We start from the raw sequence: 17179 nt of genomic DNA, 5'->3' as shown, positions 1-17179 counted from the left end.
GCGGCGCAAAGAGCGTCCGCCAGGGAAACACTGAGCAATGCACATGCTCGCACTTGAGTCGCTTTCGCGTGCGAACAAGGCGCGGTGACTACCGTGCAATCGATCTGCACAAGGGAGCCGCAGCACCGTGCGCACACCCGTTTTTGATCAACAATGGGCGGGTAACGCGCTCCACGAGACGCCTTGCCTCGGAAAACCCGGGCACCGATGCGACTTGTACTTGGATCAGTGCTTCTCTAGCCCGCGTGGACCGAGTGCAGATACGCCGAGAGTTCGTCCAACAGACGATCGCGGGCCGCATGCAGTTCGTGCAGGCGCGCCAGAGCCCGGCTATCCTCACCGCGTTCACGCAGGGCGAACAGCTCGCCGGCCAGGTCATGGACCTCCTGGTGCCTCTGAAGCAGGGCCTCGGCCTCGTCCACCCGCCGCGAGCCCGCACGCTCGAGGCCGCGAACGAATCCGTCCCGATCCTCGGCCAATAACGGCGGCTGAGAAGTCTGCCCCTGCAGATAGGCCTCCGCACGCATGACCCAGGCCCGGTGGGCGACTGCGGCATACATCAGAGGCATGGCCTCGCGATGGATCCGAGCCAGGTCCGCCCAGTGGGCCGGTGGCTGCCACTCGTTCACCCACGCCGGGATCCGGTCCGCCGGCATGGGATGCGCAATGCCGTAGCCCTGGGCCAGATCGCAACCGATGCCCAGCAGCATGTCGCCATGGGCAATGGTCTCCACCCCCTCTGCGATCACCTCCCGGCCGAAGGCCCCGGCCAGGCTCAGGACCCCGTCCAGAATCGCCAGATCCTCGGGATCATCCAGAATATCGCCGATGAAGCTCTGATCGACCTTGACCATCCCCGCCGGCAGGCGCTTGAGATAGGTCAACGAGGCGTAGCCGGTGCCGAAGTCGTCCAGCGACACGCCCACCCCGAGGGCCCGGCAACCCTCCAGGCGGCGGGAGATCTCCACCATGTCGCCCAGCGCACTGGTCTCCAGGACCTCCAACTCCAGGCGCCCGGGCGCGAGATCCGGATGGTGCTGCAGCAGCCGCTCCAGGCGCTCGACGAAGTTCGGCTGGCGCAACTGGTAGGCCGCGATGTTGACACTGACCTGTGTGGACAGCCCGACGGTCTCCCAGGCCCGCAGCTGCTGCAGGGTCCGGTCGATCACCCACTCGCCGAGATCAACGGCCAGCGGATGGTCCTCGATCTCGGGCAGGAAATCCCCGGGCGACAGCAGGCCATACTCCGGGTGCTGCCAGCGGATCAGGGCCTCGAACCCGATGACCGTGCCGCTGCGCATATTCACCTTGGGCTGATAGAACAGGACGAATTCCTCGTTCCCCAGCGCGCGGCGGATGTCTTCGATGGTCTCGTGGTGGCTGCGCGCCGAGCGGTCGCGCTCGGCATCGAACACATGGAAGCGCCCTTTGCCCGACAGCTTCGCCTGATACATCGCCTGATCGGCCTGACGCAGAAGCTGGTCTGCATCCAGGTCCTGGTCCGCCTCCGGGTAGAAGGTCACCCCGAGGCTGGCGGAGACCTGCAACCGGTCGTCTTCCAGCAGCATGGGTTCCGCGGCCGCCTGCAGCAGCCGCTGCAGCAGGGCCTCGCAGCCGTGCAGATCGCCGACGTCGATCAGCACCGCGACGAACTCGTCCCCACCCAGGCGGGAGAGGGTGTCTTCCGAGCGCATGACCGCCTTCATGCGCGCAGCGACCTCCACCAGCATCCGGTCCCCGGCCGCATGCCCGAAGGTGTCGTTGATTCGTTTGAACCCGTCGAGGTCCAGATAGACGACCGCCAGGTGCTCGCCATGGCGCCGCGAGCGGGCCATGGCCTGCTGCAGGCGATCCGCCAGAAGCACCCTATTGGGCAGACCGGTCAGTGCATCGAAATGGGCGATCCGTTCCAGCTGCCGCTCGTGCTCCTTGAGGGTGGTGATATCAGTCGAGATCCCCAGCAGGCCAATGATCTGGCCCGGCTCGTTGTCGTCCCGGATCGGGGTCTTGATCTCCAGATACACTCGGCGGCCGCCATCCTCCTCGATGACCTCGATCTCCTCGGTGGTCTGGTCGCCGTCCAGCACACGGTGGTCGATCTTGCGCAACCGGCGCACCGTGTCTGGAGGGAAGAAACGGCTGTCGGTGCTGCCGGGCAGATCCTCCTCCGTCGCGCCGAACAGGCGCAGGCAGGGCTTGTTGGCAAACGTGTATCGGCCCTGCGGGTCCTTCATGTAAATGTAGGAGGAGACATAGTCCAGCGCATCACGGAAGCGCTGTGACTCGGCATGGGCCGCGCGCAGGGCGAGCTCGTCGTTCTTGCGGTCGCTGATGTCGGTGCAGGTACCGATCATCCGCAACGGGCGGTCCTCCGCATCGCGACTGACGATCAGGCCGCGATCCTCGAGCCAGATCCAGTGACCATCCGCGTGCCGGACCCGGTACTCCTGGACGTAGCGTTCGCGCCGGCCCTCGAGATAGGCCCGCAGCGCGGCCTTCACCGACTCCTTTTCATCCGGATGGATGCGCCGTTCCCATTCCTCCAGGGAGGCCCCGAGTTCGGCCTCGACCACCCCCATGATTTCGCGCCAGCGGGGCGAGAAGTAGAGCGTGTCCCGCGCGATATCCCAGTCCCAGAGGCCACTGCGCGAACCCTCCAGGGCAAAGCGCCAGCGAAATTCGCTCTCGCGCAGCTGCTGCTCCTGCCCGCGGAGCTCGTCGGTCAGGCGCCGGGCGATCTCCTCGGCGCGCACCCGGGTGCCGGAGATCGACAGGATCAGCCCGAACAGCAGGCCGCTCAGCGCCAGCCCGGCCACCAGCGTGCCCCAGGCGCTGGTGTAGGCCACCGCCGCATCCGGGTCCTGGTGATCGAACTGCAGCCGCCAGATGCGGCCGTTGAACTCGATCTCGCGGGACTGGGCAAACCGGCTGGGGACCTCCGAGTCGATGCCGCTGTTGCTGAACAGCAGGCGGTCGTCATCCACCTGGGGCCCGTCATAGATGCGCAGCCCAACGCCCTCGCCCTCCATCAGTTCCCAGTCACCAAGGATGCCGGTCATCAGGTCCGTCATGCGGTACGGACTGTAGGCCCAGCCCTTCAGGGCCTCGGCCCGTTGCCCCGGCGTATCGATGGGCATATCCATGCGATAGATGGGCACGTACATCAGCGTACCGGCCTGCACGTCCTCCTCGGTCTCCTGCACCAGCTGCACACGCCCGGTCAGCGCCGCACGCCCGGTATCCCGGGCCTGGGTCATCGCCTCGCGGCGCACCGGCTCCGAGAACATGTCATAGCCGAAGGCCCGCTGATTGCGGGCGTCGAAAGGTTCGAGGTAGACGATCGAGGAGTAGGTCTCGCGCGGACCCGGCGGAAACACGGTGTAGTCCGGGAAGCCCTCGACCCGAATCTCCTCGATGTGTGCGGCCAACTCGTCGGGCCGCAACAGGCGTGAAAAACCGATCCCCTGCACGCGCTCGAGGGTGTCGGATACCCGGAGCTTGCGCACGTAGTCGCGCCACTCCTCGCGCGTGACCTCCTCGGAGGCATCGTACAATCCTGCGGCCCCGCGCAGCACCAAGGCGTAGGCATCCAGTCGCTCCTCGATCCGGATCGTCACCTGATCGGCGGCGAACGCAAAGCGATCAGTCGCCTCGGCATCCAGCACCTGCTTGACCTGAAGCGCCGCGAGCAGCGTCAGCACGCCGCCAAAAACCAGTACGATCACCGCGAACGAATAGCGTCCGGAAGCATGGGTACGCGGGTGAAAGAAGGGTATCAACGTCAACAAAACGCCCTGGCCGTGAACAGAGCCAAGTTAACCACGAAAGAAATTCCGGTAACACCGGTCCCGGGCCGAGCCCGGGTCGCGGCCAGGCGAAGCAGAAAACGACAGGGCGCGCCGCTGTCGTCAGTCGCCGGCGACGGTCATCGATTCGACCAGGATCGAGCCGGTGTGGATGTTGCCCCGGCGGTCGACGTCGGTCCCCACCGCGACGATGCGCTGGTAGATGTCCTTGAGATTGCCGGCGATGGTGATCTCTTCCACCGGGTACTGGATCTCGCCATTCTCCACCCAGAAGCCGGCCGCCCCGCGCGAATAGTCGCCGGTGACCGCGTTCACACCCTGGCCGATCAGTTCGGTCACCAGAAAGCCCGTGCCCATCTCGGCCAGCAGGGCGGCAAAGTCCCGCTCGCCCGGTTTGACGGTCACGTTGCGCGCGCCACCCGCGTTGCCAGTGCTCTCCAGTCCCAGGCGCCGGGCGGCGTAGCTGTCCAGGGTATAGCTCTGCAGTACGCCATCAGACACCAGAGGACGGTTGCGCGTACGCACGCCCTCGCCATCAAACGGGGCACTGCCGAGCGCGCGCGGCGTCAGCGGGCGTTCCTCGATCTGCATCCAGTCGGGAAACACGGACTCCCCGACCGCATTCAGCAGGAACGAGCTGTGGCGGTACTGTGCGGGGCCGGAGATCGCGCGGGTAAAGCTGCCGATCAGCGTGCGCGCCATCTCCGGGGCAAACAGCACCGGGCAGCTGCGCGTGGAAAGCTTGCGCCCGCCCAGGCGCCGCACGGTGCGCTCGGCGGCCTGACGCCCGATAGCCTCGCAGGCGTCGAGATCCGCCGCGTGGCGGGCCACGGTGTAGGCATAGTCGCGCTGCATGCCGGCATCGTCGCGCGCCACCAGGGCACAGGACATCGAGTGACGCGTACTGCGATACCCGCCCATGAAGCCCTGCGAGTCGCCGAGAAAGGCGATCGCCCGGCGGGTGCTGACGCTCGCGCCTTCGGAGTTCTCGATCCGCGAATCGGCGGCAAAGCCCGCGGCCTCGATCGCACGCGCAAGTTCGGTCGCCTGCTCGGCATCGCAGTCCCAGGGGTGGTCGAGGTCCAGGTCATCCCACTCCCCGGCCTTGAGCGCGGGATCGGGCATCCCGGCATAGGGGTCCGGCTCGGTGTAGCGCGCGATGCGGCAGGCGGCCTCGACCGTATCCAGCAGGGCCTGCTCGCCGAAATCGGTGGTCGAGGCGGCCCCCTTCGACTGGCCGAAGTAGGCAATCAGCGACAGGCTCTGGTCGCGTTCGTACTCCAGCGTCTCGATCTCGCCCTTGCGCACGGAGAGCTCCAGACCGACGCTGTGGCTGACCACCGCCTGCACATCCGAAGCCCCCTGCGCGCGGGCCACGTCCAGGGTCCGCTGGACGCGATCCTGCAGGGAGTCGGCGGAATGGGACAGGGCCTGGATCTCGAGATCCGGCGCCATGCGTTCGGGGGATGTGCTCATACAGACGTCCGTTTGCCTTCAGATCAACAGAATCGGCGGGCCGGGTTCATCCCGGCCCGCCGTGGTGTGCGAAGCCCCGCGGGGCTTCAGGAGGGGCGGCCCGTGTGCTTGTGTACGGCGCCAACGTTGCCCCAGCGTTCCAGGTCCTCGACGTGCACGCCGACCCAGTAGAGCTTGCCAACGCTGTCACGGGTCCAGCCACCAACCAATTCCTGGCCCTCGCCCAGCTCGACGTGATCGGCGAAATGCTCGGCCCGTTCGCGGTCGCGGAAGACATGCCACTGCACGATCTTGTCGTGGCCGTGTCCCTCGGGCAGGGAATGTTCCTGATCCAGAAAATCCAGCTTCATCTAAGCCTCCTTGTCGCTGCTCGTCCGCGGGCACGCCGGGCCGGCGTCAGGCCGCCTGGGTGCCCCCCACGGTCATGCCGTCGATACGCAGGGTGGGCTGCCCCACGCCTACCGGCACGCCTTGTCCTTCCTTGCCACAGGTCCCCACCCCGGGGTCCAGGCGCATGTCGTTGCCCACCATCGAGACGCGGGTGAGCACGTCCGGGCCGTTGCCGATCAGGGTCGCGCCCTTGACCGGGTAGGTCACCCTGCCCTTCTCGACGCGATAGGCCTCGGAGGCGGAGAAGACAAACTTGCCGGAGGTGATGTCCACCTGCCCGCCGCCGAAGTTGACCGCATACAGGCCGTCCTCCACCGAGGCGAGGATCTCCTCCGGGTCAGCCTCGCCCGCCAGCATGTAGGTATTGGTCATGCGCGGCATCGGCAGATGGGCGTAGGATTCGCGCCGGCCGTTGCCGGTCGACTGGACGCCCGTCAGTCGGGCATTCATCTCGTCCTGCATGTAGCCACGCAGAATACCGTCCTCGATCAGCACGGTCTGTTGCGTCGCAGTGCCCTCGTCGTCCACGTTCAGCGAACCGCGGCGCCCCTCCAGCGTGCCGTCGTCGACGATGGTGATGCCCTTTGCGGCCACCCGCTCGCCGATACGCCCGGAAAAGGCCGAGGTCCCCTTGCGGTTGAAGTCGCCCTCCAGGCCGTGGCCAATCGCCTCGTGCAGCAGCACACCGGGCCAGCCCGGGCCCAGCACGACCTTCATCGTGCCGGCCGGCGCGTCACGCGCCTCCAGATTCACCAGGGCCTGGCGCACCGCCTCGCGGGCATAGCCAGCCGCGCGGTCATTCTCGAGGAAGTAGCGATAACCGAAGCGGCCGCCGCCCCCGGAGCTACCGGATTCGCGGCGATCCCCCTGCTGGGCGATTACCTGAACGCTCAGGCGGACCAGCGGGCGTACATCGGTGGTCAACTCGCCACGCGCATTCAGTACCAGGACGACCTCGTGCACCCCGGCGAGGGAGCACATCACCTGGGTCACGCGCGGATCGGCGGCGCGTGCTGCGGCGTCCACTTCCTTGAGCAGGTCGATCTTGGACTGCTCGTCCAGCGAATCCATGGGGTTCTCGGGGGCGTAAAGCGCCGGACGAGTCGGCATGCGGCTCGCGACCGCGACCCGCCCGCTCTGGCCCGCATCGGCGATGCTGCGCGCGGTGCGGGCCGCATCCAGCAGGGCCGGCATCGCGATGTCGTCCGAATAGGCAAAACCGGTCTGCTCGCCACGCACCACGCGGATACCCACGCCGCGCTCGATATTGAAGCTGGCCGATTTGACGATGCCGTCCTCCAGCGACCAGCCCTCCTGGCAGGCAAACTGGAAGTAGCAGTCGCCCCCGTCCACGCCGCGGCCAAAGGTCGTGCCGAGCAGGGTGGTCAGCTCGTGGTCGCCCAGACCGGCCGGGTCGAGCAGGGTTTGTTGGGCAAGGCTGTCGATCATGGAATCCTCGGGGTTCAGGAATGCGTTCAGTATGGAGCTTGGGGCCCGCGCCGGGCTTTCAAGCCCGCGCGCCACGCGGTTATGCCCGCCGCAGACATTCGGACTAGACCGTCCCCGGGCAGGCCAGGCGGCGATGTTCGATGGTGGGGAACACGGTGCGGATGCGCTCGACCTGGGCATGATCCAGATCGGCCAGCAGCACACCCGGGTTGCGCTGCAACTGATTCACGACCCGGCCCCAAGGGTCGACCAGGGCGCTGTGCCCATGGGTCTCGCGACCGTTCACGTGGAACCCGCCCTGGGCCGACGAAAGCATATAGCACTGGTTCTCGATCGCGCGGGCACGCAGCAGGACATCCCAGTGAGCCTGGCCGGTCTGCGCGGTAAACGCCGCCGGCAGCGCGACCCAGTCAGCCCCCTGGTCCAGCAGGGCCCGAAACAGCTCCGGGAAGCGCAGGTCATAGCAAATCGCGAGCCCCATGCGCCCCACAGGGGTATCCACGACCACCACCTCGTCGCCCCGTTCGAATACTTTCGATTCCGTGTAGGCCTCGCTGCTGTCTGGTAACTGCACGTCGAACAGGTGGATCTTGTCGTAACGTGCGACCTGCTGGCCCTGGTCGTCGAACACCAGGCAGGCGGAGCGCACGCGCCCCCCGTCCTCGGTCTGTAGCGGCACGGTGCCACCGACAATCCACAACCCCAGGCGACGGGCCTGCTCGGCGAGGAAGGCCTGCAGCGGCCCCGCCCCGTCGGCGACCTCGGCGATGCCCAGGATGTCCGACTCCTGCATCCCCATGAACGCGAAGTTCTCAGGCAGCACCGCCAGACGGGCCCCCTTGTCCGCGGCCTCCTGCAGCAGGCGCTTGGCCTCCAGCAGGTTTGCCTGGGGCTGAGGCCCGGAGGCCATCTGTATTGCCGCTACCTGTGTCATCGGTACATCCGCTAGTCGTCGTTGTCAGTGGCGGGCTGAACCAGGGTCTGCACCTCCGGGTCGTCCCACGGACCGGTGACGCGATATTCCACGCGAGCGGCCTCTTCGATTTGATCCCCAATCCCCAGCACTCGTTCCGCCAACAGTACCACCACCCCGGTTACCGGACCGCCGACCAGGGCCCCGACGATCGGCAGTGCGGTACGCAGACTCGGCACCACCACGATGTGGTGATCGTAATCGCGCGCGACCAGGCCGGTGCGACCGCTCAGTCGTACGCGCGCGGATGGGCCCCGCATCTCCAGATCGGGGACGTGCAGATTGCCATCTTGCAGCGTCGCGGTCGCCTCCAGCCGATCGAACGAAAGTCCTTCCGTGAACACGTCACGGAAATCGAGCCGCAGACGTCGCGGCAACACATCCAGACTCACCAGCCCCAGCAGGCGCCCTGCCCCCGGCTCGACATCCGCCAGGCGGCCATCTTCGAGTTCCAGCTCCATCGTCCCGACCAGTAACGCCAGGCGCGGTGCATACAGCGGACCAGGCCAGGACAGGTCCAGTCGACCCTCCCCCTCGCCCCCCACCAGTGCGCGGGAGAGCCGTGCCGATGACAGGGCCCCTCCCCAGTCATCACCAGACAGCCGGACATCCAGACGGCTGTCGGGCCGTCCGTCGGCGAGGACATGCCAATGGCCAGTCCCTTGCGCCCGCAAATCGCCGTCCGGGCCGCGGGCGCGCAGGCTCTCCACCCGCAGACCCTGGTCCACGGGCTCCAGTGCCAGGTGGACATCGGCCAGGCGGTACTCGCCGACTTGCAGCCGGTCCAGGATCAGATCCACCCCCGGCCACTCCCGCGGGTCCTCCAGCCCCCCTCCCTCGACAGCCCGAACGGTCGTATCGCTGTCCGGCTCGCCATCAAATTCCACGTCCTCGAGGATCAAATGACGCAGGCGCGCCTGCCAGCGGTCACGGCCATCGCCGGACGCACGCCAGGAGGCGCTTCCCGCCAGCCAGGCAGACTGGGCCTCCAGGTCCCAGCCCTCGTCACGACGCTGCCCCTGCAGGCGCGTACCCGGGATCTCCAGCTCGCCCCAGCGGATACGATCGCGCACGTCCAGCTCGATCCGCTGCAGGCTGAGGCCGCCGCTGCCATCTGCGGCTTCCACATCCCCCAGATCCACATCCCGCGCCCAGGGCGCCTCGGCCAGCGCCTCCAGCCAGGGCTGGACCTCCAGCTCCGGCAACCGCGCCCGCACCGAGAGGCCCTCGCCCGGAAGCGAGAGCAGGGTTGCGGCCGGGATGCCTATCTCCAGCGCCATGGCCTGCACGTCCGTTCCGGCCGCAGCGGTCTGTGGATCCACCCCGCGCGCATCCGGGTCGTCCGGTGCCTGACTTGGGCTCAGGCGCAGGTGGGCCCGCAAGGTCTCGCCCAGCCGCACATGCCCGATGCCCGCCCGGCTGTGACCGAACGGGAGCGTTACCTCCAGTGGGCGCCGCTCATCGGGTTCCTTGCCAATCGGGCTGGGCCAGTCGATCCCGACGCCGACCAGATCCGAGCTCAGGTCGAGACGCACGCCATCGATGGCATCCCCCAGCCGCAGGGTCGCATCCCAGGTCGCGCGCCCCTCCAGATATGGCTGCAGGGCGGGTATCTCCTCCAGCCACGGTTCCAGCGGCTGGGGGCCATGGGCGCGAATCGTGGCCTCCTCGCCGTTCAGCGGCCAGTCGGCGCTGACATTGATCCACTCTCCATGGACTCGTGCCTGCACATCATCGGCCCATACCCGGTCGTGGGTATCAAAATGCACCGCACCCTCCACGGCCTCGAAGCCGGTCGGCCAGCCGGCGACTTCGGCCCGCGTGTGCAGCAGGTCCAGCTGTCCCTGCACACGGACATCCTGCAGGCGGTCCTCGTCGAGCGGCAGGGTAATGCCCAGGGCCAGACGCGTGGGCCCCTCGATCATGGCCGCATCGCGAATCTCGGCGGCGTCCTCCAGCAACCCGGCCTGACGCAGGTACAGCAGCAGGTCCTGTGCGGTGCCGTCGCCCGTCCCTTCGATTTCCAGGACCGGGGTGTCCATCATGTCGTCGATCCACACCTCGGTGCCGTGGACCGCCGTATCGAGGATGCGTCCCGAGACATCGGTCGCGCGGAAACTCGCGTTGTGGAACAGCAGGCGCCCGCGCAAGTCCTCCGCCACCGGCCAGCCGGGCTCGTAATCGAGCCGGCCTTCCTCGATATCCGCCCACAGGTCGAACACACCCGACTGATCCGTAAACGGGAAGTCGCGGCCACGGCCGCGATAGACCATACCGCCCCCGTCGGAGACCCCCGTCTGGATGCTCTCCGCCAGCCACTGGTAGGTATTGGATGGCAACAGGTGGATGGGCAGATAACGCTGGGTGTAGTCGCCGTCGGCGCGCAGGATATCCAGCGCCAGGTCCACGCGCGGGCCCGACTCGTGTCCGTCGAACAACAGCCGCATGCGTCCGCGCGCCGCCGCGTGCTCGTTCGCGACATCGAGCCCCTCCCCGGCGATGCGCCAGTCACCCGCCTCGCTGCGCTCGGCCCGCAGCCGCCCGCGCACCGTCTCGACCCACAGGGGGTCATCAAACAGGGTCGGCATCTCGAAGCGCACATTGCGGCTGTCGAGGTCGAGCTCCAACCCGCCCTCGCGCCAGGAGACCTCCCCGTCGACCCCCTGCACGCCCGGCCCGTAATCGCCCGCATGCCATTGCAGATCGCGCAGTTGCGCCAGCCCCTCTGCCGGCTCCAGGCGTTCCCCGTCATGCCGCGCCCGCACCCAGGCATCGCCGAGCCGTCCGCGCGGGCGCACCTCGCGCAGGGGGGCGGCCAGCTCGGGCGCGCGCTGCTCTACCAGGAACAACAGCGGCGCATAGGGCTCCACCTCCAGGTCCCGCGCCGCGAGTTCCAGCGCCTCGACGATCAGGGCCTCGGGTTCCCCCCCGAGCGTATAGCGCAGGCGCAGATCGCCCGACCCCGGGCGCGTCGCGGTCCAGTTGGATTCATGGGCGGCGCCGCGCACCCGCCAGTCGAAGCGATGACCAAAGGCGCCCCCCGGCTCGCCCCCGGCTCCGTCCAGCTGGGTGTCGTGCTCGCCGCGCAGCGCGACCACACGGCCATCGTCGATCTCGCCCCACAGGCGCAGAGCGGTCGTGCCAGGAGGCGGCTCCCAGCCCAGGCGCACCAGCCAGGGAGACCAGGCGCCCAGTGCCACCGGTTGGGTATCGAGGAAGAAACGTGCATCGCGGGCGGTCGCATCCGGCACCTCCACTCCCAGGATGAAGTCACCGTCGGCCGCCCCCTGCATGGCGCCATCGAGGAAGACTCGCAGCCGGCCCCGGGCGTCCGTCCGCACGGCCAGGCGCCGCACGTCCAGGACCGACTCCAGCGCGGCCCCGCGGTCTTCCCAGGTGATGCGCACCTCGCTCGCCTCGAGATCCGGCCAGCGCTCCACCGGGATCTCCAGCAAGGCGCCGTCGCCCAGCCCCACCTCGTAGCCGTGTACGTGAATCGCGCCATCGGCCTCGCGGACCACCCGGACCTCGGTGCCGGCCACTTCGATCTGCATCGACGGAAAACGGCTTCGCAGCGTCGCTCCGGCGCTGAGTGACAGGCGCAGGCGTTCGAGATGCAGCGGTTCCTCGCCGGACAGGTCGACGCTCACCCCCCGGGCAACCAGCGCCGGCGACCAGCCGGACCAGCCCAGTTCGATCTCGTCCGTGCGAACGGGGTAACCCAGCTGCGCGCTGGCCGTGGTCTCCACCCACTCGCCCAGCCCGTCCCAGTGGGCCACCGTCAGGCGCAGAGACAGCAAGGCAAGCGCAGCCAGCGCAATCAGCAGCAGGAGGACGCCAACAGCGACACGAACGGAGTGTGACAGGGCTCTCATTTCAGCCCCGACCGGCCGCAACACCGCCGGCCCGGTGTGCCGGGACCCCTGCGCTGTCTGGGCCCGTGCATCGCTGTCACGCCGTCCGTTTCCTCCTCCGTTCCTGGCTGGGGGCTCGTTTACCCAGCGTTTCCCTGGCTAGAACAAAACCACCTAGATGAAAACCACGTCGAACTGCTCCTGGGTATATAGCGTCTCCACCTGGAAACGGATCGGGATACCGACAAAGCTCTGCAGCTCCGCCAGGCTCGCCGATTCCTCGTCCAGAAGCAGGTCGATCACGTTCTGCGAGGCGAGCACGCGCAGTTCGCGCGCGTCGTACTGACGTACCTCGCGCAGGATCTCGCGAAACAGCTCGTAGCAAACGGTCTCGGCCGACTTCAGATAGCCGCGCCCCGCACAGGTTGGACACGGTTCGCAGAGCTGGTGTTCCAGGCTCTCGCGCGTTCGCTTGCGCGTCATCTCCACCAGCCCCAGTGGCGAGACATCGCAGATCTGCGTCTTCACGTGATCGCGTTCGAGCGCCTTCTCCAGCGCGCGGATCACCTGGCGCTTGTGCTCGTCGTCCTGCATGTCGATGAAATCGATGATGATGATCCCGCCGAGATTGCGCAGGCGCAGCTGGCGCCCGATCGCCTGGGCCGCCTCGAGGTTGGTCTTGAAGATCGTCTCTTCCAGCTTGCGATGCCCGACGAAACCGCCGGTATTGATATCCACCGTGGTCATCGCCTCGGTCTGGTCGAAGATCAGGTAGCCCCCGGACTTCAGCTCGACCTTGCGCTCCAGCGCCCGCTGAATCTCCTCCTCGACATTGAACAGATCGAAGATCGGGCGCTCGCCAGGGTAATGCTCGATCCGCCCGACCAGCTCCGGGAGGTACTGTGCGACGAACTCGCACACCTTCTGGTAGGTCTCGCGTGAATCGATACGGATGCGCTCGATCTCGACCCCGACCATGTCGCGCAGGATGCGCAGCACCAGCGGCAGGTCGGCGTAGACCTCCTCCCCCGCACTGGCCTCGGCGGCGGCGAGCTGAATGCTGTCCCAGACCTTCTTCAGGAAGGCCGTGTCGTTTTCCAGGGCCTCGTCGTCCACCAGCTCCGCCGCGGTGCGCACGATAAAGCCATGCTGCGGGGCGATCTCGTCGCGCAGCGCCTCCACCTTCTCGCGCAGACGACTGCGCGAGCCCTCGTCCTCGATACGCGTGGATACGCCGACATTGCTCTGATTCGGCATCAGCACCAGATGGCGGGACGGCACGGTGATGTAGGTCGTCAGCCGGGCGCCCTTGGTGCCCAGCGGGTCCTTGATCACCTGCACCAGGACATCCTGGCCTTCGCGCAGCAACTCGCGGATGGTCTCGGCACGGCCGGAACCATTGCCGCCGCCGTTTCCGGCGCCATTGCCCGCCCCATTGCCCACTCCTGGGCCATTAAGCTCTTCACGCTCCACCGGGGCCACGTCGGAGGCATGCAGAAAGGCCGTACGATCCAGGCCGATGTCCACGAAGGCCGCGTCCATGCCCGGGAGCACGCGCACGACACGACCCTTGTAGATGTTGCCGACGATCCCGCGCCGACGGGCCCGCTCCAGGTGCAGTTCGGTCAGAACGCCGTTGTCGACCAGGGCCACGCGGCTTTCCTGGGGGGTGACGTTCATCAGGATTTCGGTACCGGTCATGCTGGGTTTTTCTTCTTGTTGTTGTGAATGTGCAAGCCACGCCGGCCTCCCGCGCAGACGCGGAACGCCGGCCCGACGGGGCTACTTGGAGTCGGCTTCGGCGGGTTCGCCCGTGGCAGACTGCTGCTCCGCCTCGCGCCTGGCCTCGAGCTTGTCGGTGCGCGGCCAGGACTTGATCACCGCGTGCACAAGGGTCGCCAGCGGGATCGCGAAGAACACGCCCCACAGCCCCCAGATGCCACCGAACACGAACACCGCCGCGATAATCGCGACCGGGTGCAGATTGACCACCTCGGAGAACAGCAGTGGCACGAGCACATTGCCGTCCAGGAACTGGATCACCCCGTAGGCGATCAGCAGCCACGCAAACTCGCTGGACAGCCCGAACTGGAAGTAGGCCACCGCGGCCACCGGGATCGTCACCACTGCCGCCCCGATATACGGGATGATCACTGAGATGCCGACCATGAACGACAGCAGCACGGCGTATTCCAGCCCGAACCAGTTGAAGGTCAAAAAGCTCACTGCCCAGACGATCAGGATCTCGATGAACTTGCCGCGCACGTAGCTGGCGATCTTCACGTTGACCTCGCGCCACACCTCGCTGGCCAGGTGCGAGTCGCGCGGCATGAAGCTGCGTACCCAGTCGAGGATCAAGTCGCGGTCCTTCAGCATGAAAAAGACCATCAGCGGCACCACGATCAGGTAGATCACAACATCCACCAGATGCCGGGCGCTGGCCAGCGAGAACGAGACGACGCGCTGTCCTAGCATGGTGGCCTCGGCCTGGATGGCGCCCATCAGATCGCGCACCTGCTCGTCCGTAATCAGTTGCGGATATCGCTCGGGCAGCTGCAGGAGCAGCGCCTGCCCCTCGCGGATCATGCCCGGCAGTTCGCGCACCAGTTGCGTCACCTGGGCCGACATCAGCGGCACGACACTAAAGAGGGCAGCCACCGTCAGCGCCAGGAAAACGATCAGCACGATCGTGACCGCCAGCAGGCGTGGAACATGCAGGCGTATCAGCTTTTGCACCGCCCCCTCCAGCAGGTAGGCGATAATCAGCGAAGCGAGCAGCGGCGCGAGAATGCGCCCGGCGAAGACGATAATCAGGAACCCCGCCAGCAGCAGGAACGCCAGGATCACTACCTGAGGGTCGGTGAAGTGCCGCCGGTACCACTCGCGCAGGACGTCGATCATCGCGACTCGTCCCCGTCAGCCGAACCACCGTTCGCCTGAGTATCCTCGCCCTGGCGCATCGGGTCCTCGGCCAGTACCTTTTCGTAGTGGGTCTGGAACACAACCTCCAGCTCGTCGATCACCTCCACCGCCGAACGCCCCTGCATCACATGCTGGGCCATCAGCGCCGAGGTCTCGTTGAGCAGCTTGGAGCGATCCAGCATGTGATAGGTCGCCGACAGCCGGCGCATCGCCTTGACCACCGACTCCTGCTCCGGGCGCGGAATCGGCTCCGGCTCGGGCACCGGTTCCGGTGCCGGGGCCGGCGACTCCTGTTCAAGGAATCGCGCGAATTTCAGCAGGCTGGCCTGATCCTCGGGCGACAGGCGTGACGCGATCTCGGCCAGCTCGCGCGCCGGGTCGTCCTTTTTCTTCTTGCCACGGGCCAGGGCGGAGGCGACATCGCCCCCGCCCAGCCCGCCGGGACTGCCCATCGGAGGGAGCATGCCTACTCGTTCTCGATCTTCAGGCTGAACACGGGCATCTTGCGCCGCTCCTGCATCAGGCCGAGCTCCTTCACCAGGGCAACGATCACGTCCTCGGTGACCTTTTGCATGTCACCCCATTCCATGCGCGCCTCGCCCAGCAACTCGCCCATGTTCGGCGGCGGGTTGTGCTTGGCCTCCATGATGATGTCTTCCAGCATGCCCGGCTTCATTTCCGGCCGGAACAGCAGGCCGTAGGTCAGCTTGTCCGGCCGGACCGCCAGCCAGTCACCATCGTCGTCCACCAGGACCGGCTCCAGCCCCTCCGGCAGATCCACGCGGCCGTTGACCAGCTGCAGCACGCGACGCCCGTCCAGGGCCTCGGCCAGGTCGTCGCCCTCGCCGGCCGCGGTCTTGTGCGCAGTCACGAAACGGGCCCGGTACATCGGGTCCTCATGCGCGGTGCCACCAGCCTGTTCGGCTACCAGCAGCCCGCCCATGCCCAGCCCCACGACCGGGCGCTGCGAACGGCGGAAGATATCAATCAGCGCCAGCTCGTCGGGGACCTGCGGGTTTTCTTCATGGTCCGCGGTCGGCCAGGCACCACCGAGCAGCCACAGGCCGTCAAACTGGGCCGCCGACCCGGGGAGGTCCTGGCCGACAAAAGGCCGGTAATAGGAAAAGCCGATATCGCGCTTTTCGAGCTGCGATTCGATCAGGCCGAGAAACTCGGAATAGCTATGCTGCACTACGCAGTAATTCTTCATGTCGCGTCTTCTATTCGATTGGATTCTGTGTTCGCGGGGTCACCCTCGGCAGCGCCGGGCCCCAGGCCCGTGCAGTAGCCGCGCAGGAACTGCATCAGCACCTCCAGCGTCGGCACGCGGAACTGCTGGCGCGCATGCACCAGCGAGATCGGGCGTTCCAGCGGCGGGTCCAGCGGGATCGCCGCCAGCTCGCCCAGTGTCAGTTCCTTGGCGACCACGGCCTCGGACAGTACCGACACGCCCATGCCCGCCGCCACGGCGCCCTTGATGGCCTCGGGGCTGCCGAGTTCCATACACCCGCGCAGGGTATTGCGGTCGTAACCGGACCGCCCAAGGTACTCCATGATGACCTCGCGGGTCCCGGAACCCTCCTCGCGGCATATGAATGGCTGCTCGACGAACTCCGCGACCCGCACACTCTTGCGGCTGGCCAGTTCGTGCTCCGGCGGCACGATCAGGCGCAACTGGTCCACCGTGCAGGGCTGTACCAGCAGGGTGCGATGGCTCACCGGCGCCTCGACGATCCCCAGGTCAACACTGCCCTCTTCAACCATCGCGACGACATTCTCGGTGTTGCCGACACGCAGCCGGATACCGATATCCGGGTGTGCCCGACGGAAGGCCCCGAGCAGGGCCGGCAGCATGTACTCGGCCACCGTCATGCTCGCGCCGATCACGATCGCCCCGCCGTCAGCACCCTTCAGCTCGCGCAGCGCGGCCTCCAGCTCGCCGTAGGTATCGAAGATGCGCTCGGCATAGCGCTGCACCAGACGCCCGGCCTCGGTCAGGGTCACCCGATTGTGGTTACGGTCGAACAGCCGCGTCTCCAGCTGTTCCTCCAACTGGCGCACCTGGAAGGTGACTGCCGGCTGGGTCATATGCAGGACCTCGGCCGCCCTGGTAAAGGACAGCAGGCGCGCCACCGTAAGAAAGACCTGCAAGCGTCTATCGGCCATGCACCACTCCGCAACCCGTACGATTCGGCATGCTACCAAGCCACTCGCAAGGGGGACAGCCAGAGGCACACCCATGAGCGACTGGCACCCACCAGTGACCGGGGAATGAACTCACCAGTCTCACGGGAATCAATTTGTAAAGA

The 17179-nt window shown here is 66.9% G+C and carries 11 protein-coding genes; all 11 read right to left on the bottom strand.

Annotation, left to right across the window (positions count from 1 at the left end):
* Positions 1-236: 236 nt before the first annotated feature.
* Complete coding sequence (locus G015_RS0107145; RefSeq protein ID WP_020146371.1) at positions 237-3725, bottom strand: EAL domain-containing protein; 3489 nt, start codon at positions 3723-3725, stop codon at positions 237-239.
* A gap of 183 nt (positions 3726-3908) precedes the next feature.
* Entirely contained in the window at positions 3909-5282 is a 1374-nt protein-coding gene (gene pmbA, locus G015_RS0107140; RefSeq protein ID WP_018138654.1) for a metalloprotease PmbA, read from the bottom strand.
* Between the two features lie 86 nt (positions 5283-5368).
* On the bottom strand, positions 5369-5632 hold the full coding sequence (locus tag G015_RS0107135) for a hypothetical protein (RefSeq protein WP_012983351.1): 264 nt from the start codon (positions 5630-5632) through the stop codon (positions 5369-5371).
* Positions 5633-5678: 46 nt separating this feature from the next.
* Positions 5679-7121, bottom strand: coding sequence for a metalloprotease TldD (gene tldD, locus G015_RS0107130; RefSeq protein WP_018138653.1), 1443 nt, complete (start codon positions 7119-7121; stop codon positions 5679-5681).
* 103 nt (positions 7122-7224) lie between these two features.
* Positions 7225-8055, bottom strand: coding sequence for a carbon-nitrogen hydrolase family protein (locus G015_RS0107125; protein WP_038038394.1), 831 nt, complete (start codon positions 8053-8055; stop codon positions 7225-7227).
* Between the two features lie 11 nt (positions 8056-8066).
* Positions 8067-11969, bottom strand: a complete 3903-nt coding sequence (locus tag G015_RS0107120) for a YhdP family protein (protein ID WP_020146370.1) — start codon at positions 11967-11969, stop codon at positions 8067-8069.
* Positions 11970-12122: 153 nt separating this feature from the next.
* Positions 12123-13649 (bottom strand): ribonuclease G, encoded by a 1527-nt coding sequence (gene rng / locus G015_RS0107115; RefSeq protein ID WP_018138651.1) that lies wholly within the window; start codon positions 13647-13649, stop codon positions 12123-12125.
* Positions 13650-13730: 81 nt separating this feature from the next.
* Positions 13731-14849: an AI-2E family transporter gene (locus tag G015_RS0107110; protein WP_018175419.1), complete on the bottom strand. Its 1119-nt coding sequence runs from the start codon at positions 14847-14849 to the stop codon at positions 13731-13733.
* Entirely contained in the window at positions 14846-15322 is a 477-nt protein-coding gene (locus G015_RS0107105) for a hypothetical protein (protein ID WP_018138649.1), read from the bottom strand. Before G015_RS0107105 ends, G015_RS0107110 begins: the two co-directional genes overlap by 4 nt.
* A gap of 14 nt (positions 15323-15336) precedes the next feature.
* Positions 15337-16080: a type 1 glutamine amidotransferase gene (locus G015_RS0107100; RefSeq protein WP_018138648.1), complete on the bottom strand. Its 744-nt coding sequence runs from the start codon at positions 16078-16080 to the stop codon at positions 15337-15339.
* A complete protein-coding gene (locus G015_RS0107095) occupies positions 16077-17036 on the bottom strand; it encodes a LysR family transcriptional regulator (protein WP_018138647.1) in 960 nt (319 codons plus the stop codon). Before G015_RS0107095 ends, G015_RS0107100 begins: the two co-directional genes overlap by 4 nt.
* Between the last annotated feature and the right edge of the window lie 143 nt (positions 17037-17179).

It is taken from the genome of Thioalkalivibrio sp. ALJ15 (genome assembly GCF_000383695.1).
GTDB lineage: Bacteria > Pseudomonadota > Gammaproteobacteria > Ectothiorhodospirales > Ectothiorhodospiraceae > Thioalkalivibrio.
Note: the sequence above shows the minus strand (reverse complement) of the source record. Positions and strands in the feature narration are given on the sequence as shown.